Annotated in this window: 23 protein-coding genes and 1 tRNA gene; 14 read left to right on the plus strand and 10 right to left on the minus strand. The window is 71.8% G+C overall.

Annotated elements, in window-relative coordinates; genetic code table 11:
• The first annotated feature begins 12 nt into the window (after positions 1 to 12).
• The 13 genes from FHS39_RS16090 to FHS39_RS16150 all read left to right on the plus strand — a co-directional run bounded on the left by FHS39_RS16090 (position 13) and on the right by FHS39_RS16150 (position 17,172).
• Positions 13 to 1,071, plus strand: coding sequence for a saccharopine dehydrogenase (locus FHS39_RS16090; protein ID WP_184350026.1), 1,059 nt, complete (start codon positions 13 to 15; stop codon positions 1,069 to 1,071).
• Positions 1,064 to 2,263, plus strand: a complete 1,200-nt coding sequence (locus FHS39_RS16095) for a saccharopine dehydrogenase family protein (protein WP_343069602.1) — start codon at positions 1,064 to 1,066, stop codon at positions 2,261 to 2,263. The genes FHS39_RS16090 and FHS39_RS16095 overlap by 8 nt, the downstream gene beginning before the upstream one ends.
• A complete protein-coding gene (locus tag FHS39_RS16100) occupies positions 2,260 to 3,627 on the plus strand; it encodes an ATP-grasp domain-containing protein (RefSeq protein WP_184350027.1) in 1,368 nt (455 codons plus the stop codon). Before FHS39_RS16095 ends, FHS39_RS16100 begins: the two co-directional genes overlap by 4 nt.
• Positions 3,617 to 4,900, plus strand: coding sequence for an MFS transporter (locus FHS39_RS16105; protein WP_184350028.1), 1,284 nt, complete (start codon positions 3,617 to 3,619; stop codon positions 4,898 to 4,900). Before FHS39_RS16100 ends, FHS39_RS16105 begins: the two co-directional genes overlap by 11 nt.
• A 69-nt stretch (positions 4,901 to 4,969) precedes the next feature.
• Complete coding sequence (locus FHS39_RS16110) at positions 4,970 to 6,295, plus strand: lysine N(6)-hydroxylase/L-ornithine N(5)-oxygenase family protein (RefSeq protein WP_184350029.1); 1,326 nt, start codon at positions 4,970 to 4,972, stop codon at positions 6,293 to 6,295.
• Entirely contained in the window at positions 6,292 to 7,389 is a 1,098-nt protein-coding gene (locus FHS39_RS16115; RefSeq protein ID WP_343069603.1) for an NAD(P)/FAD-dependent oxidoreductase, read from the plus strand. Before FHS39_RS16110 ends, FHS39_RS16115 begins: the two co-directional genes overlap by 4 nt.
• On the plus strand, positions 7,386 to 9,659 hold the full coding sequence (locus tag FHS39_RS16120; protein ID WP_184350030.1) for a class I tRNA ligase family protein: 2,274 nt from the start codon (positions 7,386 to 7,388) through the stop codon (positions 9,657 to 9,659). Before FHS39_RS16115 ends, FHS39_RS16120 begins: the two co-directional genes overlap by 4 nt.
• A complete protein-coding gene (locus tag FHS39_RS16125; RefSeq protein ID WP_184350031.1) occupies positions 9,656 to 13,015 on the plus strand; it encodes a non-ribosomal peptide synthetase in 3,360 nt (1,119 codons plus the stop codon). The genes FHS39_RS16120 and FHS39_RS16125 overlap by 4 nt, the downstream gene beginning before the upstream one ends.
• A complete protein-coding gene (locus FHS39_RS16130; protein ID WP_184350032.1) occupies positions 13,000 to 14,535 on the plus strand; it encodes an AMP-binding protein in 1,536 nt (511 codons plus the stop codon). Before FHS39_RS16125 ends, FHS39_RS16130 begins: the two co-directional genes overlap by 16 nt.
• Entirely contained in the window at positions 14,525 to 14,788 is a 264-nt protein-coding gene (locus tag FHS39_RS16135; RefSeq protein WP_045933338.1) for an acyl carrier protein, read from the plus strand. Before FHS39_RS16130 ends, FHS39_RS16135 begins: the two co-directional genes overlap by 11 nt.
• Before the next feature lies 1 nt (position 14,789).
• Positions 14,790 to 15,404 carry a GNAT family N-acetyltransferase gene (locus FHS39_RS16140; protein ID WP_184350033.1) on the plus strand — a complete coding sequence of 205 codons (615 nt, stop codon included), beginning with the start codon at positions 14,790 to 14,792 and terminating at the stop codon, positions 15,402 to 15,404.
• On the plus strand, positions 15,401 to 16,456 hold the full coding sequence (locus FHS39_RS16145; RefSeq protein ID WP_184350034.1) for a C45 family autoproteolytic acyltransferase/hydrolase: 1,056 nt from the start codon (positions 15,401 to 15,403) through the stop codon (positions 16,454 to 16,456). The genes FHS39_RS16140 and FHS39_RS16145 overlap by 4 nt, the downstream gene beginning before the upstream one ends.
• A 53-nt stretch (positions 16,457 to 16,509) precedes the next feature.
• Positions 16,510 to 17,172 carry a hypothetical protein gene (locus FHS39_RS16150; protein WP_184350035.1) on the plus strand — a complete coding sequence of 221 codons (663 nt, stop codon included), beginning with the start codon at positions 16,510 to 16,512 and terminating at the stop codon, positions 17,170 to 17,172.
• A 74-nt stretch (positions 17,173 to 17,246) separates the two neighbouring features.
• Here FHS39_RS16150 and FHS39_RS16155 read toward each other — a convergent pair.
• From FHS39_RS16155 to FHS39_RS16170, 4 genes are all read right to left on the minus strand, one after another.
• Positions 17,247 to 17,333, minus strand: a tRNA-Ser gene (locus FHS39_RS16155).
• Positions 17,334 to 17,402: 69 nt separating this feature from the next.
• The gene (tadA, locus tag FHS39_RS16160; protein ID WP_052706010.1) at positions 17,403 to 17,897 is read right to left on the minus strand and encodes a tRNA adenosine(34) deaminase TadA; all 495 of its coding nucleotides are present in this window, start codon (positions 17,895 to 17,897) and stop codon (positions 17,403 to 17,405) included.
• Between the two features lie 44 nt (positions 17,898 to 17,941).
• A complete protein-coding gene (locus FHS39_RS16165) occupies positions 17,942 to 18,463 on the minus strand; it encodes a tRNA adenosine deaminase-associated protein (protein WP_184350036.1) in 522 nt (173 codons plus the stop codon).
• A gap of 251 nt (positions 18,464 to 18,714) precedes the next feature.
• Entirely contained in the window at positions 18,715 to 18,948 is a 234-nt protein-coding gene (locus FHS39_RS16170) for a hypothetical protein (protein ID WP_184350037.1), read from the minus strand.
• A 161-nt stretch (positions 18,949 to 19,109) separates the two neighbouring features.
• On the opposite strand from FHS39_RS16170, the gene upp reads away from it, so the two are divergent.
• Complete coding sequence (upp, locus tag FHS39_RS16175; RefSeq protein WP_045933777.1) at positions 19,110 to 19,745, plus strand: uracil phosphoribosyltransferase; 636 nt, start codon at positions 19,110 to 19,112, stop codon at positions 19,743 to 19,745.
• A gap of 63 nt (positions 19,746 to 19,808) precedes the next feature.
• On the opposite strand, the gene FHS39_RS16180 is transcribed toward upp, so the two are convergent.
• From FHS39_RS16180 to FHS39_RS16205, 6 genes are all read right to left on the minus strand, one after another.
• Positions 19,809 to 20,513 (minus strand): LytR C-terminal domain-containing protein, encoded by a 705-nt coding sequence (locus FHS39_RS16180; RefSeq protein ID WP_184350038.1) that lies wholly within the window; start codon positions 20,511 to 20,513, stop codon positions 19,809 to 19,811.
• 113 nt (positions 20,514 to 20,626) lie between these two features.
• Positions 20,627 to 20,923: a type II toxin-antitoxin system VapB family antitoxin gene (locus FHS39_RS16185; protein ID WP_004943146.1), complete on the minus strand. Its 297-nt coding sequence runs from the start codon at positions 20,921 to 20,923 to the stop codon at positions 20,627 to 20,629.
• Positions 20,924 to 21,080: 157 nt separating this feature from the next.
• Positions 21,081 to 21,287, minus strand: coding sequence for a DUF5988 family protein (locus FHS39_RS16190; RefSeq protein ID WP_045933778.1), 207 nt, complete (start codon positions 21,285 to 21,287; stop codon positions 21,081 to 21,083).
• A gap of 156 nt (positions 21,288 to 21,443) precedes the next feature.
• Positions 21,444 to 22,703 (minus strand): ATP-grasp domain-containing protein, encoded by a 1,260-nt coding sequence (locus tag FHS39_RS16195; RefSeq protein WP_184350039.1) that lies wholly within the window; start codon positions 22,701 to 22,703, stop codon positions 21,444 to 21,446.
• A 52-nt stretch (positions 22,704 to 22,755) separates the two neighbouring features.
• Positions 22,756 to 23,997: an MFS transporter gene (locus FHS39_RS16200; RefSeq protein WP_184350040.1), complete on the minus strand. Its 1,242-nt coding sequence runs from the start codon at positions 23,995 to 23,997 to the stop codon at positions 22,756 to 22,758.
• Positions 23,998 to 24,000: 3 nt separating this feature from the next.
• Complete coding sequence (locus FHS39_RS16205) at positions 24,001 to 25,578, minus strand: amino acid permease (RefSeq protein ID WP_343069604.1); 1,578 nt, start codon at positions 25,576 to 25,578, stop codon at positions 24,001 to 24,003.
• Between the last annotated feature and the right edge of the window lie 37 nt (positions 25,579 to 25,615).

The raw sequence follows: 25,615 nt of genomic DNA on the forward strand, positions 1-25,615 counted from the left end.
ACAACGATCGCGATGTCCGACACGCCACGACTGTGGATGCGGCATGAGGCCCGGCCGTCCGAGCGCCGTGCCCCCCTCGTGCCCGCGGACGCAAAGGTGCTGGTGGAGCGCGGAATCCAGGTCACCGTCGAGGAGTCGCCCCAGCGCGTCTTCCCGCTCGGCGACTACATCGCCGCCGGCTGCCGGACCGCACCGGCCGGCAGCTGGGCCGACGCCCCGGCGGGCGAGTACGTCCTCGGCCTCAAGGAACTCCCCGAGGCACCCGCCGAGTTGCGGCACCGGCACATCTTCTTCGGCCACGCCTACAAGGGGCAGGCCGGCGCGGAGGAGCTGCTCCGGCGCTTCACCGCCGGCGGCGGCGCCCTGCTCGACCTCGAATACCTCGTGGACGACGACGGCCGACGGCTCGCCGCCTTCGGATACTGGGCCGGATACACCGGCGCCGCCCTCGCCGTGCTCCATCACCGGGGGGCGCTGAACACGCCGCTCACCCCCCGCACCAAGGAGGAGCTGGACGGGGCGCTGCGCGCCTCGCGCGACGCCGCACAGCCGTGCACGGCCCTGGTCATCGGCGCCCTGGGGCGCTGTGGACAGGGTGCGCGCGACGCGCTGACGGTGGCGGGCATCGAGCCGACCTGCTGGGACCTGGCCGAGACCCGCAACCTCGACAAGGCCGCGCTGCTGGCCCACGACCTCCTGGTGAACACCGTTCTCACCACCCGTCCGGTGCCGCCGTTCCTGACGGGCGCCGATCTCGACGACCCGGCCCGGCGGCTCTCCGTGGTGTGCGATGTCACCTGCGACGTCACCTCGGACTGCAACGTCCTGCCGGTCTACGACGACGTCACCGACTGGGAGCGGCCCGTGCGGCGGCTGCGCGAGGGCGACGTACCGGTCGACCTCATCGCCATCGACAACCTGCCCTCCCTGCTGCCCGCCGAGGCGAGCCGCGCCTTCTCCGCCGAGCTGCTGCCCCAGCTGCTGGAGCTGGACGGCCCGGCGTGGGAGCGCTGCCTGAACGACTTCCGCAACGCCGCCGGCCTGCACGACGAGGAGAACGCCCGTGTCTGAGATACCGGCATCCACCGGGGCACCGCTGCCCGCGAGCGGAACCGTCCACTGGATCGGCACCGGTCTGTCCACCGGCCGGGCCGGTCTGGCCCTGGTGTGCGAGCGAGCCGAGCAGGTCGTGTTCTGGGGCCGTACCGCCGACCGCGCCGCCGCACGGCTGGCGGAGCTGGGCCTCACCGGCCGGGCCGAGGCGCGCGCCCTGGACCACGCCGAGCTGGCCGCCCGGCTGCGCCCCGGCGACATCGTCGTCTCGATGCTCCCGGCAGCGCACCACGCCACCCTGCTGCGGCTGTGCGGCGAGCACGGCGCGCACTTCGCCTGCTCCAGCTACGTCTCGGAGGAGATCCTCGCCGAGGCGGAGCGGGCCGCCGGCAGCGGCACGGTCCAGCTCACCGAGGCCGGGCTCGACCCGGGCATCGATCACCTCATGGCCCACCTGCTGGTCGGCCGGGCCCGGGCTGCGGTCGGCGACGCCGCCGCATCCGCCGTCTTCACCTCGTACTGCGGCGGCGTTCCCGCGGTGCCCAACGACTTCCGCTACCGGTTCAGCTGGGCACCGGCCGGGGTGCTGAACGCGCTCCGGTCGCCCGCCCGGTACGTCCTGGGCGGCGAGGAGCGCACCTCGGAGCGCCCCTGGGAGGCCACCCGCCAACTCGTCCTTGGTGGCGAGGAGTTCGAGGTCTACCCCAACCGCGACAGCCTGCCCTTCGTCGCCCAGTACGGCATCCCGTCCGGCTGGCCGCTCGACACCTTCGTGCGCGGCACCCTGCGCAACGCCGGCTGGCGGCAGGCGTGGCAGCCGGTCTTCGAGACCGTGCAGTCCGGCGACCCGGCCCGCATCGAGGCGCTGGCCAAGGAGCTCGCCGCCCGCCACCCCATGACCGACACCGACCGCGACCGCGTCGTCCTCTCCGTCGACCTGGAGGTGCGGACCGGCTCCGGCGACGGGTGGCACGGCGCGTACCTGCTCGACGTGACCGGCGACGCCGACGAGAGCGCCATGGCGCGCTGCGTCTCGCTGCCGCTCGCCCACGGCATCACCCGGATCCTCGACGGCGCCCTGCGGCCCGGCCTGAACCGGGCCGCGGAGGACCCGGCCGAGGCGGAGCGCTGGATGGCGTTCCTGGCCGGAGCGGGCCTTGCGGCCGAGTTCCGCGAGAGCCCCATATCCATTCAAGGAGAACCGGCATGACCCCCATATCCGAGAGAACGGCCGACAGCACGGCCGAGACCGCGGCCGCACCCGAAGCCTTCGTGCTGACCGGCGCGTTCTGGGTGGTCTGCCGCAACACCCGCTATCTGGACGAGCTCAGCGCGCGGGGACTGAAGATCCTGCTCATCACCCCGGAGAGCTACCGCGAGACCGCCCTGGCCCGCATGGCCGACCCCGCGCACCCGGCGGCGCTCATCGACGACGTGGCGTTCGTGGACGGCGCCCTCGACCACGAGGGCTCCTTCACTTCGAGCGTGATCGCCAGTGCGCAGGCCTGGCGGCAGCGGTACCGGATCGTCGGGGCGTACGCGGTCGGCGAGACCCTCGTCGAGCCCACCGGGCTGCTCGCCGACGCCCTCGGCCTGTCCGGCCCCGGGCTGCGGGCCACGCGCGCCTGCCGCAGCAAGTACCTCCAGCGCTGGTACCTGGACGAGTTCAGCCCGGCCTCGGTCGTGCTGCCGGCCGGGCGCCGCGAGGAGCTCGACGCGGAAGCGGTCGGCTACCCCGCCGTCCTCAAGCCCGCGACGCGGCACTCCAGTTCGGGCGTGGTCACGGTGGCCGGCGCCGACGAGCTCCGGGCGCACCTGGCCGGCTACCCCGGCCACGAGACGCTGCTGGTCGAGGAGAAGGTGGCGGGCCAGGAGTACTCCGTGGAGAGCCTGGTGCAGAGCGGCAAGGTCGTCTTCGCCTCGGTCACCCGCAAGGAGACCACGGAGTCGCACGCGCAGTCCTTCGTGGAGCTGGCGCACTCCGTGCCCGGCACGTGCGACGGTGCTGAGGAGACCCTGCTCGAGGCGAACCAGCGCATGCTGGAGCGGCTCGCCTTCGCCGACGGCATCGCCCACTCCGAGTGGCGCACGGGGGCCGACGGCCGCCCGTACCTGATGGAGGTCGCGGCCCGTACCCCCGGTGACGGTCTGCTCGTGCTGTACCACCTGGCCACCGGCGCGCCCCTGGAGCCGGAGATCGTCCGCATCGCGCTGGGCGAGCCCGCCGCCTACCCCGTCCCCGGCCGGTACGCCCGCCAGGTCTACCTGGAGCACGAGAGCGGCACCCTCGGCGACGTGACGGTCGACTGGCCGGGCGTCGAGCCCGTCTGGGTGGGCGACGGTGGCATGTGGCCGGCCATCGAGCCCGGGGGAGAGGACGATGCGCCCGCCCTGCGCGCGGTGCTGGTCCTCAAGGACCGCGGCAGCGAGCTGGGTCCGCTGCTCAGCTCCGACGACCGGGCCGTCTCCTTCGTCATCGACGCGCCGACGCCCCGGGAGCTGGACGAGCTGGAGCGGCGGGTGCGCGAGGCGATCACCGTGACGGTCCGCAAGGACGCGGCACATGGCGGCTGAGACGGCCGGCGCCGGCCGGCCCACCGTCCTGGCCACCTTCACCGAGGCCCCGCTCGCGGTGAAGACGGTCCTCGTCGGTGTGCTCATCAACCGGCTCAGCGGCTTCCTCAACGTCTTCCTGGTGCTCTTCCTGACGTCCCAGGGCTATGCGAAGAGCCAGACGGTCCTGGCGCTCGGCGTCTACGGGGGCGGAGCCGTCGTCGGCGCGCTCATCGGCGGGGCGCTGGCGGACCGGCTGGGAGTGCGCGGCGCCACCGTGGTCAGCATGGGCAGCGCCAGTGTGCTGACGGCCTCGCTGCTGTATCTGCCGGACTTCTGGATGCTGTTGGGGGCGGTGGCGCTGGTCGGCCTGTGCGCCCAGCTGTTCCGCCCGGCCTCGGCCACCCTGCTGTCGGAGCTGACCTCCGACGACCGGCAGGTCATGATCTTCGCGATGTACCGGTTCGGCCTCAACGTGGGGGCGACGGCCGCGCCGCTGCTCGGCTTCGCGCTCTACAAGGCGGGCGGACACAGCTACGACCTGCTGTTCTGGGGCGAGGCCCTGATCGCCCTGGTGTACGCGGTGCTCGCGTACGCCACCCTGCCCGCCCGCACGGCGGGACGGGCCGCGGAGGCGCAGCCGGAGGAGCGCGGCCCGGCGGGCGGCTACGGGGCGGTGCTCCGGGACCGGCGCTACCTGCTCTACCTGCTCGCGGCCTTCTTCCACTCCGTGGTCTACGTGCAGTACCTGTCGACGCTGCCGCTGTACGTCGAGGACATCGGACTCGCGGTCTTCTGGTACACGGTCGCGGTCTCCCTCAACGGCTTCATCGTGGTGGTCTTCGAGCTGCTGATCACCAAGCTCTCCCAGAACTGGCCGCTGAAGCTCACCATCGGCCTGGGCTTCGCCCTGGTCGGCGCCGGAGTGGCTTTCTACGGGCTGCCCCTGGGCCCCGCGGCCCTGGTCGTCGGCACCCTCATCTGGTCGCTCGGCGAGATCATCGGCGGCCCGGCGGTCTTCGCCTACCCGGCCAATGCCGGCCCGGACCGCCTCAAGTCGCGCTACATCGGCAGCTTCCAGTTCATGTTCGGTCTCGGCACGGCCGTCGGGCCGATGCTCGGCGGCTGGATGTTCCTCCAGCTCGGGCAGCTGGTGTGGCCCGCGCTGGCCGTCGGCTCGCTCCTCGCCACGGTCCTCGGCCTGGCCGCGGTGCGCACCCGCACGGAACCGGCCGCACCGGCCGCCACGGCCGCCGGCCACCCCCAGGAAGCGCTCGCGGCCGACCACTCCTGAGGCCACTCCCAAGGCGCGTCCGCCCAACCCCCCTTCACGTTCATCGTTGGTCGAAAGAGAGGTCCGGAAATGGGACTCACCAGTGCCCCCGGCGAGCCCGCGCAGTACCGCTGCGTAGGGATCGGCGTAGGCCCGGCGAACCTGAGCCTGGCGTCGCTGCTGCACAGTCACCCGGAGGCCCCCCATCTCTTCCTCGACAGAAAGGATTCCTTCGGCTGGCACGACGGCCAGCAGATACCCGGAGCGACGCTGCAGGTGTCCATGTTCAAGGACCTGGTCAGCCTCTCCGACCCCACGAATCCCTTCTCCTTCCTGTCGTACCTGCACGAGCAGGGGCGGGTCTACCACTTCCTCAACGCCCGGTTCTCGGACGTGCCGCGCCTGGAGTTCCGCAACTACCTGGCCTGGGCGGCCGAGCGCAACGAGAACGTCGCCTTCGGCGAGGACGTCCGCGAGGTCGGCTTCGACGACGGCCGCTTCGTCGTCCGCACCGACCGCCGCACCGTGACCGCCGAGAACATCGCCGTCGGCGTGGGCAACCGGCCCTGGGTGCCGGAGCACGGGCGGAAGCTGCTCGGGCCCACCCAGTTCCACATCAGCGAGTTCATGGACAAGGCGCACGGCCTGCACGGCAAGCGGGTCGTCGTGGTCGGCGGCGGGCAGTCCGGCGCGGAGGCCTTCCTGGACCTCATCTCGCGCCCCGACGCCGAACGGCCGCAGCGGGTGGCGTGGATCTCGCGACGGGGCAACTACTTCCCCATCGACGACTCGCCGTTCACCAACGACTTCTACATGCCCTCGCACTCCGACTACTTCTACGGCCTGCCGGCCCCGGACCGCGCGGCGTTCAACGCCCGGCACATCCTGACCAGCGACGGCATCTCCGAGTCGACGCTCCGCGACATCTACCAGCGGATCTACATCCACCGCTTCGTCGAGAACGGCTCCCCGGAGCTGGCCGGCCTCTTCCCCAACCGCGAGGTGACCGGGGTGACCCAGGGGAAGGGCGGGACCTGGGGGCTCGCGGTGCGCCACAACGACGAGTCCGGCGACACCGAGTACTACGAGGCGGACGTGGTCGTCTGGGCGACCGGTTTCCGGCCCGCCGCCATGGACTTCCTCGCCCCGATCGCCGACCGGCTGGAGCGCGAGGGCGACGAACTGCGCATCGACGAGGACTACGCGGTCCAGTGGGACGGCCCCGTCGACCGCAACATCTTCGTGCAGAACGCGGCCATGGGACAGCGCGGCCTCGCCGACCCCAACCTCAGCCTGAACGCCCGCCGGAGCCGGCGCATCGCCGACCGGCTGCTCGGCCTGAACAGCGACGAGCAACTGGCCTCCTTCGTCGCCTGGTCGACGAAGGAGGGCACGAAGGTGCCGTGGTCGGCGTGAGCGCCACGACACCGGCAAAGACCGTGGACGTGGCGGTCGTCGGCGCCGGCATCATCGGCGTCATGACCGCCCGGGAGATCCTCCGGCGCGACCCCGGGGCCCGGGTGGCGGTCCTGGACCAGGACGCCGTCGGCAGCGGAGCCAGCCGGCGGTCGGCGGGCCTGCACTTCCCGCGGGGCGCCACCGAGCGCGTCCGCAGGATGTCGGAGTACAGCCAGGACCACTACGCGAAGCTCACGGCCGAACGGTCCGGGCTGCCCATCCACACCCTGGGGATGACGCTGGTGGCGGACGACGCCGGGGAGGCGCAGCTGCGCCGCACCTACCTTCCCGGCGCCCGCCTGTCCCGCGTCGGGAGCGTGCCCGGCGGCTTCGTCCGGGTCCCCGCGGAGTACGGCGTGTGGGAGGGCGAGGGCTGCCAGTACGCCGACGTGCACGCGCTGACCGGGCTCCTCGCCCGGGAGCTGCGCGGGCGTGCCGCGTTCCACGAGGGCGTGCAGGTGACCGCGGTGGAGAGCGACGAGGACACCGTCGCCCTGCGGCTCGGCACCGGCCGTACGCTCCTCGCCCGGCAGGCGCTGCTGGCGCCGGGCCCCTGGCTTGCCGCACCCGCCTGGAAGGACCTCGTGGCGCCGCTGGGCGCCCGCGTGAAGAAGGTCGTGGCCCTGCACATCGAGCAGCAGCCCCGCGAGGACGACCACGCCATCGTCTTCCACGACGAGGACGCGTTCCTGCTGCCCCTCCACGAGCGGGGGCACTGGCTGTTCAGCTACACCTGCCAGGAGTGGGACGTCGACCCGGACACCCTCGGCGGCGGCCTGTCCGACGCCCATCTGCGCGACGCACTCGCCCTGTTGGAGCGCTACGCGCCCGAACTCGCCGGCCTGTGCACCTCCGGACGGGTCTTCTGCGACGCCTACGGGCCGGACGGCGAGCCCGTCGTGAGCCGGCTCCCGCAGGCCGGACGCGTGGTGTTCGCGGGCGCCGCGAACGGCTCCGGCTACCGGCTCGCGCCCGCCATCGCCGCGGAGGCGGCGGATCTGCTGTGCCCTGTGACCCGGCAGGAACCCGGGCAGGAAGAGGACCAGACGTGATCATCAACAAGTACGACGACGGCGTCCTGAGCGAGGCCTTCGGCATCGACATGAGCAGCATCGAAGGGCTGGGCGTGGGCGCCGGCTGGGGCAGGGTGGCCCCGGGCCGCAGCTCGACCAGCCACCAGCACGACGAGACCGAGTTCTTCGTCATCGTCCAAGGCCGCGGCGAGTTCGTCATCGACGGCCGGCGGCACCCCGCCGAACCCGGCACCGTGGCCCTCTTCGAGCCCTTCGAGTCCCACGTGCTGGAGAACACCGGCGACACCGACATCGTCTTCCTGACCCAGTACTGGCGGGACGCCGGACGGGCCGTTCTCTCGGCCGGGTCGGCAGAGCGCAAGGGCCACGGCGAGCGGCCGGTGTTCGTCTTCTCCACGCCGCCCACGCCCAACGGCGACCTGCACCTCGGGCACCTGTCCGGCCCGTACCTCGGCGCCGACGCCTACGTCCGCTTCCAGCGCATGAACGGCGCCCAGGCCTGGCACCTGACCGGCAGCGACGACTTCCAGAGCTACGTGCCGGCCGCCGCGCAGCGCGAGGGCCGCGAGCCGGCCGAGACCGCCGCGCACTACAGCGCCGAGATCGCCGCGACGCTGCGCCTCCTGGACGTCCCGCTGGACCAGTACACCGTCACCAACGACGACGCCTCCTACCCGGACGGGCTGCGGGAGTTCTTCTCCCGCCTGGTGGCCTCCGGTTCGGTGACCGCCACCGAGGGCGAGGCCCTCCACGACGCGGAGACCGGGCAGTACCTCTACGAGGTCGACGTCAAGGGCGGCTGCCCCACCTGCTCCCACGGCACCAGCGGAAACATCTGCGAGGAGTGCGGCGAGCCCAACGTCGTCACCGACCTGCAGGAGCCCGTCTCCACGGTGTCGGACACCGCGCCGCGCAAGGGCACCGTGACCCGGTTCTCCCTCCCGCTGCACGAGTTCCGCGACACCCTCGAAGACCACCACCGGGTCGGCCGGGTGCCCGCCCGGCTGCGCGAGCTCGCCCACCGCCTCTTCGCCCGCCCCCGCCTCGACATCCCCGTCACCCACCCCTCGTCCTGGGGCGTCCCGCCCGCCGAGCGGGAGGGCGACGGCCAGGTGATCTGGGTGTGGCCGGAGATGAGCTACGGCTTCCTGCACGGCATCCAGGAGCTCGGCTCCCGGCTCGACCGGGGCTGGAAGGCCGCGGACCCCGGGCAGGACTGGAAGATCGTCCACTTCTTCGGGTACGACAACAGCTTCTACCACTCCGTGCTCTACCCGGTGCTGTACAAGCTGGCGTTCCCCGAGTGGGCCCCGGACATCGACTACCACGTCAACGAGTTCTACCTGCTGGAAGGCAGCAAGTTCTCCACCAGCCGCAGGCACGCCGTCTGGGGCAAGGAGATCCTCGGCCCCGACTCCGTCGACGCGGTGCGGTACTTCCTCTCCCGCACCCGGCCGGAGGGCGAGCGCACCGACTTCCGGATGGCCACCTACGAGACGGCCCTCCAGGACACCCTCATCGGCACCTGGCAGGCCTGGCTCAACGACCTCGGCAGCCGCATCGGGACGGCCTACGACGGCGCGGTGCCGGACGCGGGCACCTGGACGCCCGAGCAGTCGGCCTTCCTCGGCCGCCTGAGCACCCGGCTGACCGCGCTCACCGGCGCCCTCGGCCCCGACGCGTTCTCCCTGCGGCAGGCGGCCGCCGAGCTCGACGGCATCGTCGAGGACACCGTCGCCTTCTCCCGCCGGGAGAGCCTGCTCGCCAAGACCGACGCCTGGCACAGCGAGGCCCGTACCGCCGTCGCCCTGGAACTGGCCGCGGCCCGTCTCCTCGCCCACGGCGCCGCTCCCGTGATGCCGCGGTTCGCCGCCCGCCTCGCCGAGGCGCTCGGCCTGCCCGAGCCGGGCACGTGGCCGGAGACCGTCGAGCTGGTGGCCCCGGGCACCCGGGTGCGGCTCGCCGACGCGGTGTTCTTCCGCCCCACGGGCGAGACCTCGCCCGAGCCCGCGGCGGGACCCGCCCTGCTGCCCTGGCTCGCCGACACCGTCAAGACCGTGCTCCAGCTGCCGGCCGACGAGCCCGTCGCCGAGCGCACGCTCCTCTCGCTCGGCGCCGGCTCCCTGGCGGCCGTCACCGTGCAGTACCAGATCCTCGAACAGCTCGACGTGGACCTGCCGGTCGACGAACTGCTCGGGGACCACGACCTGACCGCGCTGGCCCGACTCCTCGAGGAGCGCGCAGAGCCGGCCGCCGTCTCCCTCATCACCGAGGCAGCCCAGCAATGACCTACCCGGACATCCTCCGCGAGATCGAATCCCGCGGACTCGCCATATCCATCGAAGGCGGAGACCTGAGACTCCAGGGCTCCCGCGACCGGATGGACCCGGAATTCATCGCCCGCATCAAGGCCGCCAAGCCGGAGCTGATCGCCTGCCTGACCGAGGAGGCGCGGGGGAGCCGCGGCTTCCCGCTGACGCTGATGCAGCGCAGCTACCTGCTCGGCCGCAGCGGCATCTTCGAGATCGGCGACGTGGCCAGCCACGTCTACCACGAGATCGAGGGCGCCTGGGACCTGGACCGGCTGGAGGCCGCCCTGACCGCCGTCGTACGGCGGCACAGCGCGCTGCGCTCCCGCTTCCCCGGCGACGACCGGCAGGCCGAGGGGGTGTGCCCGGAGGACGTGACCATCACCCGGCGCGACCTGCGCGGCGAGAGCGAGGAAGCACGGCAGCGCATCCGCGGAGAGCTGCGCGCCGAGCAGTCGCACCGCCTGCTGCCCGCCGAACAGGGGCCGTTGGTGGCCGTCGACGCCACCCTCCTCGCCGACGACCACATGGTGCTCCACATCAGCCACGACGGGCTGGTCATGGACGGCATCAGCATGTTCCTGTTCTTCCGCGAGTGGTGGCAGGCCTACGAGCAGGGTGCGGAGGGCGCCGAGCCCGAGGAGCTGGACTTCCAGGAGTACGTCGAGGCCCTTCAGGCCCGGCGCGACCGGGCTCCGGCCCGGCGCTCCCGCGACTACTGGCTGAACCGCGTGGACGACCTCGCCCCGCACCCGGACCTCCCGCTGCGCACCAGCCCGGCGGCCGTCACCGGGGCGCGCTTCACCCAGCGCCTGGTGCGGCTGGACGAGGTCGCCTGGAAGGCGCTCAAGGACCAGACCGCACAGGCCGGCCTCTCTCCGTCCGCGCTGCTGCTCGCCGCCTACGCGGAGACGCTGGCCACCTGGGGCGCCGGGCCGCGGTTCACGCTCAACACCACCGTCGCCAACCGGCTGCCCCTGCACCCCCGCGCCATGGAGGCGATCGGGCAGTTCTCCGACACCATGCTGGTCGAGACCGCCGTCGACCGGAGCCTGCCCTTCGCGGAGCGGGCCCTGGCCATCCAGGCGCAGCTGCGCAAGGACCTGGACCACCGGCACTTCTCCGGCATCGAGGTGATGCAGGAGCTCGCCCGGCGCCGCGGCGGGGTGGCCGGAGCCCGGATGCCCTTCACCTTCAACAGCGCCATCGGCCATGCCGGCGTGGACGGTTCCGCCCTGGAGCTCTTCGGCTCGGAGGTCTTCTCCGTCAGCCAGACGCCGCAGGTGTGGCTCAACGCCTTCGCGATGGAGCAGCACGGCGGGCTCGTCGTCCAACTCGACGGCGTGGACGAGCTGTTCCCCGAGGGGCTGCTGGACGACCTCGCCCAGGGCTACCAGCGGCTGCTGGACTCCCTGACGGACACGGCGGCCTGGCAGCAGAAGACCTTCGACCTGCTGCCCGAGGCCCAGCGGGAGCGGCGGCGCGCCGCGAACGACACGGCCGTGACCCTTCCGGACACGATGCTCGCCGACGCCTTCCTGGCACAGGCCGAGCGCACCCCGCAGGCACCCGCCGTCATCACCTCCAGCGGCGAGATCAGCTACGGCGAGCTCCGCCGGCGCGCCGTACGGGCCGCCCACTGGCTGCGCGAGCGGGGCGTCGGCCGGGACGAACTGGTGGGGCTGGTGATGTCCCGGGGCCCTGAGCAGATCACCGGAATCATGGCCACCGTGCTCGCGGGCGCGGCCTACCTGCCCGTCGACGCGGGCCTGCCCGCCGAGCGCCGGCAGTACATGCTGCGGGACGGCCGGGTGCGCTGCGTGCTCACCGACACCGCCCGGCCCGAGGAGGATTACGGCGACCGGCACGTCCTCGCCCTCGACACCCTCGCCGAGCCGGACGCGGAGCCCGCCGAGGCCCCGGCGGCGCTGCCCGGCGCCTGCCCGGACGACCTGGCCTACGTGCTCTACACCTCCGGCACGACGGGCGAGCCCAAGGGCGTCATGGTCACCCACCGCAACGTGGCCAACGTCGTCGCCGACTGCCGGGACCGCTTCGGCATCAGCCCCGCCGACCGGTTCTTCGCCATCAGCGCCTTCAACTTCGACCTGTCGGTGTGGGACGTCTTCGGCGCCCTCTCGGCCGGCGCGGCACTGGTGATGCCGGACCGGGACAAGGCCGTCGACCCCGCCCACTGGCTGGAGCTCTGCACCGCCGCCGGGGTCACGGTCTGGAACTCCGTCCCCGCCATCGTCTCGCTCATGCACGACCAGGCACTCGTCGAGACGGGCCTCCCGCCGGCGCTGCGCCTGGTGATGATGAGCGGCGACCGGATCCCGCCCACCCTGCCGGCCGCACTCCGCCGCCTCAAGGACGACCTGGACGTCATCTCCCTCGGCGGACCGACCGAGACGACGATCTGGAACATCCTGCACCCGGTGGGCCGCCACGAGGACGGCAGCGAGTCCATCCCCTACGGACGCCCCAACGCCAACAACCGGGCCTACGTCCTCGATCACGACGGCCTGGACGCACCGGACTGGGTCACCGGCGAGATCTGCGCCGCCGGCACCGGCCTGGCCCGGGGCTACTGGGGCGACGAACAGCGCACCGCCGAGCGGTTCTTCCACGACGCCCGCCGGGACGAACGGCTCTACCGCACCGGCGACCTCGGCCGCTACCTGCCCGACGGCGAGATCCAGATCCTCGGCCGCAGCGACTTCCAGATCAAGGTCAACGGCTACCGCATCGAGGCGGGCGAGGTCGAGACCCGGCTGGTCGCACACGACGCGGTTCGCCAGGCCGTCGTCGCGAGGGCGTCCGGCGCCCGGGGCGACCTGCTGGTGGCCCACCTGGTGCCGAGCGGCGACGCCCGGCCCAGCCAGGCCGAGCTGCGCCAGGCGCTCCGCCGCGACCTGCCCGACTACATGACCCCGTCGGCGGTCGTCTGGCACGAGGAGCTGCCGCTGACCCGCAACGGCAAGGTGGACCGGACCAAGCTCTCCGCCACGGCCATCGACACCGTGGTGGCAGGCGGCGGGCAGGCTCCCGCCTCCGGCGGCGCACCCGCCTCCCAGCTCGAACGCCGGGTCGCCGCAATCTGGTCGGAGATCCTCAAGGGCGCCGAGGTGGGCGTCCACGACAACCTGCGCGACCTCGGCGGCGACTCCATCTCCGCGGCCCGCATCCTCACCGCGGTCCGTAAGGAGTTCCGCATCACCATCCCCCTCGACGCGATGTACGAGATGGGGACCGTGCGGGCCATGACCGACCACCTCGCCGAAGCGCTGGCCGAGCGTGCCGCGGAAGGGAGCGACCCGTGCCCCGCTCGCTGATCAACGACATCGTCTCCGAGGCACCCGTCCATGACGGGCGGATCTCCTTCGCCCGCCTGGACGGCACCGAGACGCTGACCCTGGCCGAGCTGTACGAGCGGGCCGGGCGGGTGGCGTCCGGGCTGCGCCGGATGGGCGTCGCACCGGGGGACCGCATCGGCATCCTGGCCGCCAACGGCCTGGAGTGGGTGCTGCTCGACCTCGCGGCCCTGCGCCTGAAGGCGGAGACCGCCGGCTTCGAACCCGGCAAGTTCGAGCCGGACGCCGAGCTGCTGGCCCGCTACGACATCAAGCTGCTGTTCAGCGACCGCCCGTCCGACGCCCCCGGCGTCGTGCCGGTCGCCGACGTCCGGCTGCTCTCCGAGAAGCAGGACGACGACGAGCCGCTGCTCCCGGTCCACTACGGGCCCGAGGACACCACCACGGTGAAGTTCACCTCCGGCAGCACCGGAACCCCCAAGGGGCTCGCGGCGACCGCCGGCAGCATCGACAGCTCCCTGCACGCCGTGCAGGAGATCTTCGAACACGGCCCCGGCGACGACCTGTTCGTCTTCCTGCCGCTCTCCCTCCTGCAGCAGCGCTACTGGATCTACTCCGCGCTGCGGCACGGGCACGACGTCACCATCAGCACCTACGAGGCGGCCTTTGCCACCCTCGGCAGGGTCCGGCCCACCGTCGTCATGGGCGTGCCGGCCTTCTACGAGACCGCCAAGCGGCACATCGAGAGCCGGGCCCGGCGCGCCGCGAAGACGTCCTCCCCCGAGGACGCCGTCAGGGAGGCCGCCCGCCGCCTGTTCGGCGACCGCATCCGCTACCTGTGGACGGGATCCGCACCGGCCCGCGCCGCGATGCTGACCTTCTTCGACGAGGCCGGACTGCCCATCTACGAGGGCTACGGGCTCAACGAGACCTGCATCGTCACCAAGAACCACCCGGGAGCCAGCCGGGCGGGCAGCGTCGGCAAGGTCCTCACCGGCAAACAGGTGCTGATCGACGAGGACGGCGTCATCAGCGTCCGCAGCGACCATCCGGTCAACCGCCGCTACGCGTACGCCGCGCCGGGCGACTCGGAGCGCGTCTTCGGCGAGGACGGCACGGTGCGCACCGGCGACCTCGGCCATCTCGACGAGGACGGCTTCCTGTTCATCCGCGGCCGGGCCGACGACGTCATCGTCCTGGACAACGGCAAGAAGGTCATCGTCCGGCCCATCGAGGAGCAGATGAAGAGCGACCCGGCGATCGCCGAGTGCGTCCTCTTCTGCCCCGCGCAGACCGACCTGGTGGCCGTGGTCTCCCCCTCGGCCCTCCCCGCCGACACGGAGGCGATCGCGGCCCGGCTGGCCCGGACCAACTCCAGCGTCGAGCGGGACGAGCAGATCCGCAGAGTCGTGGTGGCACAAGAGCCGTTCAGCATCGACAACGGCCTGCTCACCTCGCAGTTCAAGCCCAAGCGCAAGCAGATCCTCGCCGCCTACGAGCGGGAGATCAACGACACCAAGGAAGGCATCCATGCAGCCTGAGACCGAGACCGCGGCCCGCGAGAACCTTTCCGCAGTCCTCACCCCCGAGATCGCCCCCGAGGAGCTCGACCTCGATCTCGACATGGTCGAGGCCTACGGACTGACCTCCCTCAACAAGGTCCTCTTCCTCACCTCGGTGTGCGAGGAGACCGGGGTCAACCTCGGGCACTTCACCGAGCACGACCTCGCCGCCATGCGCACCCTGCGCGACGTGGCCGAGGCCCTTTCCCGCTACACGAACGAGGCGGTGTGAGATGAGCTGGGCACAGAACGCGCCGGCCGTCCTGGAGAACGAGCACGTCGTGCTGCGGCCGGTCTCCCCCCAGGACCGCGAGGCCATCCGGGACATCGCGATGGCGCCGGAGATCTGGCGCTACTTCGTCTCGATGATCGAGACCGACGCCGACTTCGAGACGTTCTTCGACGCCACCCTCGCCGACCACGAGGCCGGGCGGCGCGCGGTGTTCGTCATCACCGACAAGTCCACGGGCCGCACCGCCGGCAGCATGAGCTTCGGCAACATGGCCGAGGCCGACCGGCGCCTGGAGATCGGCTGGTCCTGGCTGGGCCGCGATTTCCAGGGCAAGGGCATCAACCGCTGGGCCAAGTACCTGCTCCTGGAGCACGCCTTCGAGAACCTGGACGCCGAGCGCGTCGAGTTCAAGACGGACATCCTCAACGAGCAGGCACGACGCGGACTGCGCAACATCGGCGCCGTCGAGGAGGGCACCCTGCGCAGCTTCAACTTCATGCCCGGCGGCCGCCGCCGCGACGCCATCTTCTACAGCGTCCTGCGCGCCGAATGGCCGCGCGTGAAGCAGGAACTGGCGACCAAGCCGAAGGTCTCGCCGCTGGACACCGTCGGATGACCGGCGGCCGGGACATCCGCTTCATCCGTGCCGGCGGCGACCCCTTCGCCCTCGGGCACGCGCACGGCGAAGCCCTGGCCACCCCGCTGAGGGGCTTCCTCGACGACTCGCTCTGCCGGCTGAACAAGGTCATGCAGCCGCAGGTCTCGATGGACGCCCTGCTGCCGACGATCGCCGCCTACCGGGCGGCGGTCGCGGCGGCCACGCCGGACCTGGCCGAAGAGGTCCGCGGCCTCGCCGCCGGAGCGGGGATCGGGGAGGACGAGGCCTGGCTGCTCCAGCTGCGCCGCGAGATCATGGGCTACCGCAAGGTGCCCACCATGGGCGACTGCACCACCTACGCACGCACCGGCGCCGCCGCCCAGGGCCACCCCGTGCTGGCGCAGACCGTCGACCTCAACGGGGACCTGGACGACCACATCAGCGTCCTGGAGATCGCCCGGACCGGCTCCGGCCGCCGGTCGCTCGTCCTGAGCTTCGCGGGCCTGCTCGGCTACCTCGGCATCAACAGCGACGGCCTCGCCGTCGGCCTCAACCTGGTGCTGGGCGGCCAGTGGCGCCCCGGCCTGCCGCCCTACCTCGCGATCCGCCATCTGCTCGACAGCGCGGGAAGCGTGGCCGAGGCCGTCAAGATCCTGCGCGACCTGCCGCTGGCGAGCTCCCGCAACCTGATGCTCTGCGACCCCGAACGGGCCGTCTGGGTGGAGGCCCTCGGGGACGAGCTGCGCATCACCGAGACCGAGCAGGCGGTGCACACCAACCACTTCCTGCACCCCGACTTCGTGCCGTCCGACGAGATCAACGTCTTCGCCCGCAACTCCTCGCTGCGCCGGCTGGAGGCGGGCACCGCCGGTCTCGACGCCCTGCGGCCCGAAGCGGACCCGGAGGAGCACTTCGGCCTGCTCTCGCAGCCGCCGATCTGCGTCCCCGACCGCGGGGACATCAGGAGCGAACGCACCGTCGCGGCCGTGGTGATGCTGCCCGCACGCGGCGAACTGCACGTGCGGCCCGGCGACCCCTCGCTCTCCGGGACCCGCACCTTCACGCTGTGACCCGGGGGAGAAGGACAGCCATGGCGGTTCCCAGAGTGAGGAATTGACGACGAATGAACCGGGACGAGGGCATCGCCCCGCTCCTGCGCCTGCACGCCATCGCACCGCACCTGACCACCGGCGAACTGCTCCGGGCGGTCTCCCGCGTGCTCACGGGCGGCGACACCCCGCCCGGCGGATGGCGGGCGGGGCGGTCCGGCTGGGAACTCGGGCACGACGGCTTCTCGGCCGTGGTGACCGGCGCCTGGGACGGGCCGGAGCTGCGCCTGCGCTGGTCGGCCGTACCGGCCATGGCACCGCGCACGGCCCGGCTGCTCTCCGACATCGCGGCGGCCGCCGGGGACCGGACACCAGCCGGCGACGCGCGGAGCCGGCCGGAGCCGGGGGAGGCCCACCGGGCCTGGCAGGCCGTGATGAGTCACTGGGGCATCGCCGAGGACGCCATGGCGGAGGTCCGGGAGCCGGGCCGTCTGCACAGCGCTCGGAGCGACGGCACCGTGGTGTACGTGTTCGACCACATCGGCCCGCCGGAGCCCCCGCCCGGCTGGCTGCTCCGCTCCTGGCTCGCCCCGGACACGGGCGGCTTCCACTGCTCGGTGCGGCACTCCGCGGCCGGTCCCCGGCTGCATGTGGAGGCCGCGCACCCCGACCTCCGCGAGCAGGCCGCGGCGCTGCTGTCCGCCTGGCGGGCGCACCTCCCGCCCCGGATGTGCTGACCGTCACACCGCCGGCACAACGCAAAAAAACCGCCCCCGGTCTGCTTGCGCAGCGCCGGGGGCGGTTCTTGAAGCGGTAGCGGTGGGATTTGAACCCACGGTGGAGTTGCCCCCACACACGCTTTCGAGGCGTGCTCCTTAGGCCGCTCGGACACGCTACCGAGAGAGAGCTTAGCGGACGGTGGGCCGTGCTCTGAAATCGGTTCCCGCGAGGGCCCCCGCGAAGGGGGTCAGCGGTCGCGGAAGAAGGCGGTGAGCACCTCGGCGCACTCCTCGGCGAGGACGCCCTGGACGACCTCCGGGCGGTGGTTGAGCCGGCGGTCGCGGACGACGTCCCACAGCGAACCCGCCGCGCCCGCCTTCTCGTCGGCCGCGCCGTAGACCACCCGCTCCAGGCGGGAGAGCACGATGGCGCCCGCGCACATCGTGCACGGCTCCAGCGTCACCACGAGCGTGCAGCCGGACAGCCGCCACTCGCCGACCGCCTGCGCGGCCTCGCGGATCGCGAGGACCTCCGCATGCCCGGTGGGGTCGCCGGTGGCCTCGCGCTCGTTGCGCCCGCGGCCGATGACGGAGCCGTCCGGACCCAGCACCACGGCACCCACCGGTACGTCGCCGGTGGCAGGGGCCCGCGCCGCCTCCTCCAGCGCGGCCCGCATCGGGCCGCGCCACGGGTCGCGGACGGGGTCGTGCTCGGACGCAAGGTCGGGGACGGCTTCGTTCATGGCACCAGTGTGGGCGCTGCACCCCGGGGCGCGGCGCCCGGAGGTCAGCGGACGGCCTCCAGGATTTCCGGGCAGCCGAGCGCGTCGGTGATCGAACTGAGCGCGTCGCCGTCGAGAGCACCGAGCTCCTTGGCGCCGAACCCGAGGTCGGAGAGGAGTTCGGGGTCGCCCAGCGGCCCCGCCGGGGCCGGCTCGGAGGAGGCGGAGGCCTCCGCCTCGTCCTCCTCGGGCTCGCCGTCCTCCGTGCCGTCGAGGTCCAGCCTTTCGAGCTCGTCGTCACCGTCGTCGTCGCGGCCGATGAGCTCGTCGACGAGCATCGCCCCGTACGAGCTCCGGCTCGCCGCGGCGGCGTCCGACACGTAGACGCGGGGGTCGTCCTCGCCGTCCACCCGGACGATGCCGAACCAGGAGTCCTCCTGCTCGATGAGCACCAGGACCGTGTCGTCGTCGACCGAGGCCTCGCGGGCCAGGTCGGCGAAGTCGGACAGCGCTTCCACGTTGTCGAGTTCTGTGTCGCTCGCTTCCCACCCGTCTTCGGTGCGCGCGAGCATTGCGGCGAAGTACACCGTGACTCTCCCACTGGTCATAGGCGGTGCCGGGTCGGACGGGGGACGACCCCGCCCACTCGGAATCGTGGCAGAAACCTCGGCGTTGCGAGAGGTCTTCCGCGCTGCGTCGTGCAGCAGTCCGAAGAGATGTGGCTCACGTGGGGTCCGTACGGGCGTCGGCGGACCGCCGTACGGGCGTCACACAGCCGACGTACGGACGCCATGACGGCGCCATCAGGGCGGTCCACGGGCGAGAAGCGGCTGCCGGGTCACCAGCGGAAGGTCCGCATCCTCATCTGCTGCCGCATCCGGGCCGCCCGGGCCCGCCGCGGCTGCACCCGGGCCCGCAGCTCTTTTGCCTCGTTGAGCTCCCGCAGGAACTGGGCTCGTCTGCGCCTGCGTTCCTCGGCGCCCTCCGGATCCTCCCCCGCCGGAGCGTTCGACTCGCGCCGGCCCGCATCTCGCTTGTCACGGTCACGTTTGTCACGGTCACGGCCAGCCATGGGCAGCACCACCTCGTGCCGAGGGCCTCCGCCCGGAGCGACAGACCGGGCGTACGTGCCCACTTTCCCCCTAAGTGGTGGTTTGATGCCAGGGCGGCGACAGGCCGTTCCAGCGGCCCGCGCGGGCGCTTGCGCCCAAAAGCTCGGTTAATGTCGACGTCATGCGGATTCATGTCGTGGACCACCCGCTGGTGGCGCACAAACTCACCACACTGCGCGACAAGCGCACCGACTCCCCCACCTTCCGGCGTCTCGCCGACGAGCTGGTCACCCTGCTCGCCTACGAGGCCACGCGCGACGTGCGCACCGAGCAGGTCCACATCGAGTCCCCCGTGACGGCCACCACGGGCGTCAAGCTCTCCCACCCCCGCCCCCTGGTGGTGCCGATCCTCCGGGCCGGTCTGGGCATGCTCGACGGCATGGTCCGGCTGCTGCCGACGGCCGAGGTCGGCTTCCTGGGCATGATCCGCAACGAGGAGACGCTCAAGGCCGAGACGTACGCCACGCGCATGCCCGACGACCTCTCGGGCCGCCAGGTCTACGTCCTGGACCCGATGCTCGCCACCGGCGGCACGCTCGTCGCGGCGATCAACGAGCTGATCGCCCGCGGTGCGGACGACGTCACCGCCATCTGCCTGCTGGCCGCGCCCGAGGGCGTCGAGGTCATGGAGCGCGAGCTGGAGGGCGCCCCGGTGACCGTCGTCACCGCTTCGGTGGACGAGCGGCTCAACGAGAACGGCTACATCGTCCCGGGCCTGGGCGACGCGGGCGACCGCATGTACGGCACCGCCGGCTGACCCGGCGCGCATGACACCGTGCCGGCGGCGCCCTCGGGTGCCGTCGGCACCGGCGTTTTCAGCTCAGCACTTCGCCGAGGCGGAGGCCGCCGACGGGGACGGAGCGGGCGGAGCCGACGACGCGGGCGGCGCGGACGGCTGCTGTCCGTCCAGCCCGGCCAGCGCCCGGTCCGCCTCCTCCTTGGGCGTCAGCGCCTTGAACGCGTCGCCGAGGACCAGGTCGACCTCCTGGCCCTCGCGCTGGTCGTCCTTCGCCTCCAGGCCGGTGAGCTGCGTGCCCAGCACCTTGAGCGTGCCGTCGACGGAGTCCCGCGGGCCCAGCAGTATCGCCGTGCCCCCGACCTTCTTGTCGTACTCGGCCTGGGCATTGCCCACCTGGCCGATCTTGAAGCCGCGCCGCGCCAGCTCGTCCGCCGTGATCTTGGCGAGGCCCCCGCGCGGGGTGGCGTTGTAGACGTTGACGGTGAAGTCGCCGGGCTTGGGCAGTTCCTTGGGCGCGGCCCGCGGGGCGGTGCGCCCGTCCGCCTGGGTGCTCGTGCAGTCGCCGCTCTTCTTCCCCGGCCGCGACGCGGCCCGGGTGGTGCTGTGACCGCCGCCGAAGACGTCGACGAGCTGGAACGTCCCCCAGCCGGCCAGCCCCAGCACGGCGGCCGTGGCGACGAGGACGAGCACGATCCTGCGGCGGTTTCTGGGGCGTCGCATGTGCGGGATGCGACGACCCGTGATGCGGTACTTTCCGCCCATGCCGGGAGGGGTGAGCATGCTCATGAGCGCAGCGTAGTGCTGGGTGCACGCGCTGCCTACTAGATGATCAATGGGTTGCGCGGACCCCTACCCAAAAGGGCCAATAGCCGCGCATGCCGGTCGCTGCCGGTCGGACATCAGTCCAGTTCGAGTACGCGGGCGTGCAGCACCTGGCGCTGCTGGAGGGCGGCGCGCACGGCGCGGTGCAGCCCGTCCTCGAGGTAGAGGTCGCCCTGCCACTTCACGACGTGGGCGAAGAGGTCACCGTAGAAGGTGGAGTCCTCCGCGAGCAGCGTCTCGAGGTCGAGCTGCTGCTTCGTGGTCACCAACTGGTCAAGGCGTACCGGGCGAGGGGCAACATCCGCCCACTGGCGGGTGCTTTCCCGGCCGTGGTCGGGGTACGGCCGCCCGTTTCCGATGCGCTTGAAGATCACACGGAAAGCCTACCGGGCGAGCGGCTCCCGGCGCAGCCAAGGCGCGGCAGTGCGAAGGTGACAATCGATCCCAATCGGCTGCATTCCGGTGGCGGCGCCCGTGCGACGCGGCGCAGCCGCCTCCGCTGCGGGGGGCGGCTGCTCGGGATGGGCGCGACTACTCTGCGATCTCCGTCCGCTCGAACCACTCGTAGACGGTCAAACGGCCCTCCTCGGTCTCCCGGTGCTGCGTGGTGACCTTGAAGTGCTCGTATCCGCCACGGTGCCGGATCTTCAATTCGACCCCCGGCGGCGTGATCGGGACGATCCGCGAGGGGAGATCGTCCGGGCCGCCTTCGAGAACTGCTTTGGCTGAACTGCTCATGGCCACAGTCTTCCGAGATGGCACACAAACCGCTCTCCGGCACGCCGAGAACCACTCTTCGCGGGGCCAGGCCCTATTAGCAGCCCGGCCGTCCCCGACGCACGCCGGACGGCCGAAGGCCCCGGGCCTTCGGCCATCCGGGCGACGACCGTGCGGTCATGCCAGCCGGTAGACCGCGTCCTTCAGCTCGCGGATGCGCTCGTAGTCGGCCGTCAGCCGTTCTTCGCTCGTTGCCGTCAGGTGTGCGCGCAACGGGCTGGTCAGGAGGTCGACGGTCGGGCGGATACGGGCGCCGGGCTTGAGTTTGGCGGCCACCGTGTGGACGCTTTCGAGGCCGCGGATTTCCTCCACCACCGACTCGTCGACCGATTCCACGACGCCTTCGAGCGTGGTGGGCGCGTTGTAGACGACGGCGGGCTGCAGCTTGCGGTAGATGCGGTTGCCGTATTCCGCCTGGAAGGCGTCCGGCTGGGTGAACGCCTGGGCCGTCAGGGCGGCTTGGTTGTGGCCGAGGCACACGTCGTGGAATCCGGCGTGGATGTTTCCGTTGAGCCGGGTGCCGATTTCGACGAGGGCCGGGCCCTCGGGCGTCACGATGACTTCGGCGTGTGCGGGGCCCCAGCGGACGTCGAGCGCGGCCAGGACCTCGTCGATGTACGCGGTGAGTCCGGCGACCAGGGCGGTGTCCGGGTCGACGAGGATGTCGCGGTTGTAGATGTTCTTTCCGGAGGGGAGCAGCGTCTTCTCGTACTGCCAGACGCCGCACGTGTAGCGCTGCCCGTCGCAGCTGACGGTGTCGACGATGTATTCGGTGCCCTTGAGATAGGACTGCACGAGGATTTCGCTGTTCGAGGCGCCGAAGATGTCCTGCGAGGAGAGGATGGCCTCGGCCGCGGAGACGACCTCTTCGGCGTTGTTGCAGATGCGGACGCCGTCCGACGCGGCCGAGCTGAGCGGCTTCACGACGACCGGGTACGTCGCGCTGCGCTCGGCCCATGCGGCGATGTCCGCCGGGTCGGCGCTCTTGAACTGCTGGGCGCAGCGGACGCCCGCCTTGCGCAGCGTCTCGATCATTTCGTACTTGTCCCGGCGGGCGCGCGAGAGCAGCGAGCCGTTGGTCGGGATGGCCAGCAGTTCGCTCAGCCGGTCCGCCATCGGCACGGCGCCGTCCTGGCCGGCGACGACGCAGACGGGGGAGTAGGGGCGCAGCCGGGCCGCCAGTTCCTCCATGTCGGAGCCGACGATGTTGGCCTCGTAGTCGGCCAGGTTCGGGGGCTGCATCGAGGTGATGAACTCCGGGGTGCTCTGCACGTGGACCAGGCGGGTGCCGGACTGTGCGAAGGCGGCGGGGTAGAAATTGCCCGCGGAGTATCCGTCGACTACTACGGCGACGGGCGCGCTGCCGGTGGAGGTCATGCTCGTCCTTCTGGGTCGGGAATTCTTGGCGGAATTGCTGGGTGGGGCGGGGTCAGGAGGCGGCCGGCACCTTGTCGGGTGCGGCGGTTTCTTCCATGAGTGCGTCCGGGCCCTCGGGAACGCGGAAGCCGGAGATCCTGGTCAGGGACTTGAAGCCGAGCGCAACGGCGAGCCCGAGCGCGAGCGCGGCCAGCCACAGGGCCGGGTAGCCGGCCGACTTCGCGAGGGCGATGCCGGCGGGGCCGCCGACGACGAACGCCGCGTTCCAGGCGAAGAAGAAGGACCCCTGGAAGGTGCTGACGCGCCCTTCCGGCGCCCGCTTGGCGATGAAGGTGGCCGAGATCGGTGCCCACAGCACCTCGCCGATCGTCCAGACGACGGTGGCGACGATGAACATGGGGATGCCGTGCGCCAGGACGTTGAGCCCGAATCCGACGGCGATGAATCCGCTCGCCAGCATCAGCGGGATCTCCTCGCGCATCCCGCCCACGACCCTGGGCACGAGGGGGAGCAGCACGACCGAGAGCACCGCGTTGACGGCCAGCACCAGGCCGATCTCGCCGGGGTCCAGCCCTTCCTCGCGCATGCCCAGCGGCAGCGTCGAGTTGACCTGGAGGTAGACGCAGGCCATGAGGAAGGTCAGGGCCAGGAAGACGACCAGCACCGGGACCCGGAAGGGTTCGGTGATGCCCCGGGCGGCGCTGCGCAGTACCGAGCCGCCTTCGCGCCGTTCGGCCGCGGGCCGTACGGCGTCGGCGGGCAGTGCGCAGACCAGTGCCGCGTAGATGCCGCTGCACGCGGCCCAGACGATGAACAGGGCGGGCGGGTAGAAGGACAGCAGGAGTCCGGAGAGGACGGGGCCCAGCGACATGCCGACGTTGAAGCCCACGAGGTAGAGGCTGTAGGCGCGGGAGAAGTCCTCCTGCGGCACGATCTTGGAGATCATTCCGGCGCCGGCCGGCCGGTCGACCGCCGAGAGGAAGCCGGTGGCCAGGGCGAGCAGGCAGAGCGCGGCCATGTTGGTGGTCGCGAGGTAGAGCAGGGCCGTCGCGGCGGCGACGGGCTGGGCGGCGATGATCGTGCGGCGCGGTCCGATGGCGTCGGCGAGCGCGCCGCCGATCAGCCCGGAGGTGACGACTCCGGCGCCGAACAGGCCGACGATGAGGGGCGTCGTGCGGGAGTCGACGAGGTGGTCCTGCTCCAGGTAGAGGACCAGGAAGGCGGGGGCCAGGGTGCCGATCCGGTTGAAGGCCTGGCCGAACCACAGCAGCCAGAACGCTTTCGGAAGGCGCATGGGTTACAGCCTCTCCGCGACGCTGCCGGCGGTCACGAGCTCGGGTGCGGCCTCCGGCGCGGCCTCCGGCGCGGCGGCCGGGGCGGCGGCCGGGGCGGCGGTGTCCAAGGCGGTCGCGGGCTCTGTCGCGCCCGGGGCGAGGCGGCTGCGGCGGCGCCCGTAGGCCGCGTAGAGCACCAGGCCCACGGCCAGCCAGACCACGAACGTCACCCAGGTCAGCAGCTGGAGGTTGAGCATCAGGTACAGGCAGGCGACGAAGGAGATGCCTGGCAGCAGCGGGACCAGCGGCATGCGGAAGGGGCGGGGCAGTTCGGGGCGGGTGCGGCGGAGGACGACGACGCCCACCGAGACCAGGGTGAAGGCGAAGAGGGTGCCGATGTTCACCAGGTCGGCCAGCACGCCGATGTCGACGAAGCCGGCCAGGACGGCCATGATGCCGCCGAGCACGAGCAGGCTGCGGTGCGGGGTCGCGAACCGCGGGTGGATCTTGGCGAAGGACGGCGGCAGCAGCCGGTCGCGGCTCATTGCGAGCAGGACGCGGCTCTGTCCCCGGATGCTCACCATGCACACGGTCACCAGGCCGACGACGACGCCCACGCTGATCATCCCGCCGACGGCCGGATGCCCGACGGCCTTGAACGCGTCCGCGACCGGAGCCTCGACCGACAGGCTCTTGTAGGACTGCATGCCGGTGATGACGACGCTCACGGCCACGTACAGCACGGTGACCACGAGCAGGGAGCCGAGCAGGCCGATCGGCACGTCGCGCTGGGGCTTGCGGGTCTCCTCGGCGGAGGTCGCCACGACGTCGAAGCCGATGTACGACACGAACACCATGGCCGCGGCGGTCACCACGCCGCTGATGCCGAAGGCCGAGGGGGAGCCGCCGCCGAGCCACTGCAGCAGCGGCTCGCTCATCCCGGAGGCTGCCCTGCTCGGTTGCGAAGGAGGCACGAACGGCGAGTAGTTGGAGGCCTTGACGAAGAAGACGCCGACGCCGATCACGAAGAGGACGACCGTGAGCTTGACGGCGACCAGTGCGCGCGTGGCGCCCTTGGACACCGTGCCGCCCAGGATCAGTACGCCCACCAGGGCCACGATGAGCAGCGCGGCCGGAAGGTTGACCACGGACCCCTTGCCGCCGCTGATCGCCTGCGGCAGGTGGACGCCCACGGTGTCCAGCATCGACTGCAGGTATCCGGACCAGCCGACGGCCACCACGCAGGCGGACAGGGTGAGTTCGAGCATCATGGCCCAGCCGATGATCCAGGCAGCCAGTTCGCCCAGCGTGGCGTAGGCAAAGGTGTAGGCCGATCCCGCCACCGGCAGGGAGGAGGCGAGCTCCGCGTAGCACAGTGCGGCGCACCCGCAGACGATCGCGGCCAGCACGAAGGAGACGGCCACTGCGGGGCCCGCCATCTGCCGTGCCACCTGTCCGGTGAAGACGAAGATGCCGGTGCCGAGAATCATGCCGACGCCGGTGACGATGAGGTCGAACCACCCCAGGTCCCGGCGCATACGTCCATTGCCGTCGGCGCCCTGTGCATCCTGGAGCGCCTGCTCAACTGTCTTTATTCGCACGGTGCCATCGCAATCTGGTCCTCGCGGTGCGTTCTCC

It is taken from the genome of Streptomyces olivoverticillatus (genome assembly GCF_014203555.1).
Taxonomy (GTDB): domain Bacteria; phylum Actinomycetota; class Actinomycetes; order Streptomycetales; family Streptomycetaceae; genus Streptomyces; species Streptomyces olivoverticillatus.

Bases quoted from the DNA above. Each gene is read 5' to 3' on its own strand.
- FHS39_RS16090 (WP_184350026.1), top strand. From the start codon at position 13: ATGTCCGACACGCCACGACTGTGGATGCGGCATGAGGCCCGGCCGTCC.
- FHS39_RS16100 (WP_184350027.1), top strand. From the start codon at position 2,260: ATGACCCCCATATCCGAGAGAACGGCCGACAGCACGGCCGAGACCGCG.
- FHS39_RS16105 (WP_184350028.1), top strand. From the start codon at position 3,617: ATGGCGGCTGAGACGGCCGGCGCCGGCCGGCCCACCGTCCTGGCCACC.
- FHS39_RS16110 (WP_184350029.1), top strand. From the start codon at position 4,970: ATGGGACTCACCAGTGCCCCCGGCGAGCCCGCGCAGTACCGCTGCGTA.
- FHS39_RS16125 (WP_184350031.1), top strand. From the start codon at position 9,656: ATGACCTACCCGGACATCCTCCGCGAGATCGAATCCCGCGGACTCGCC.
- FHS39_RS16135 (WP_045933338.1), top strand. From the start codon at position 14,525: ATGCAGCCTGAGACCGAGACCGCGGCCCGCGAGAACCTTTCCGCAGTC.
- FHS39_RS16140 (WP_184350033.1), top strand. From the start codon at position 14,790: ATGAGCTGGGCACAGAACGCGCCGGCCGTCCTGGAGAACGAGCACGTC.
- FHS39_RS16145 (WP_184350034.1), top strand. From the start codon at position 15,401: ATGACCGGCGGCCGGGACATCCGCTTCATCCGTGCCGGCGGCGACCCC.
- FHS39_RS16150 (WP_184350035.1), top strand. From the start codon at position 16,510: ATGAACCGGGACGAGGGCATCGCCCCGCTCCTGCGCCTGCACGCCATC.
- tadA (WP_052706010.1), bottom strand. From the start codon at position 17,897: ATGAACGAAGCCGTCCCCGACCTTGCGTCCGAGCACGACCCCGTCCGC.
- FHS39_RS16170 (WP_184350037.1), bottom strand. From the start codon at position 18,948: ATGGCTGGCCGTGACCGTGACAAACGTGACCGTGACAAGCGAGATGCG.
- upp (WP_045933777.1), top strand. From the start codon at position 19,110: ATGCGGATTCATGTCGTGGACCACCCGCTGGTGGCGCACAAACTCACC.
- FHS39_RS16180 (WP_184350038.1), bottom strand. From the start codon at position 20,513: ATGAGCATGCTCACCCCTCCCGGCATGGGCGGAAAGTACCGCATCACG.
- FHS39_RS16190 (WP_045933778.1), bottom strand. From the start codon at position 21,287: ATGAGCAGTTCAGCCAAAGCAGTTCTCGAAGGCGGCCCGGACGATCTC.
- FHS39_RS16195 (WP_184350039.1), bottom strand. From the start codon at position 22,703: ATGACCTCCACCGGCAGCGCGCCCGTCGCCGTAGTAGTCGACGGATAC.
- FHS39_RS16200 (WP_184350040.1), bottom strand. From the start codon at position 23,997: ATGCGCCTTCCGAAAGCGTTCTGGCTGCTGTGGTTCGGCCAGGCCTTC.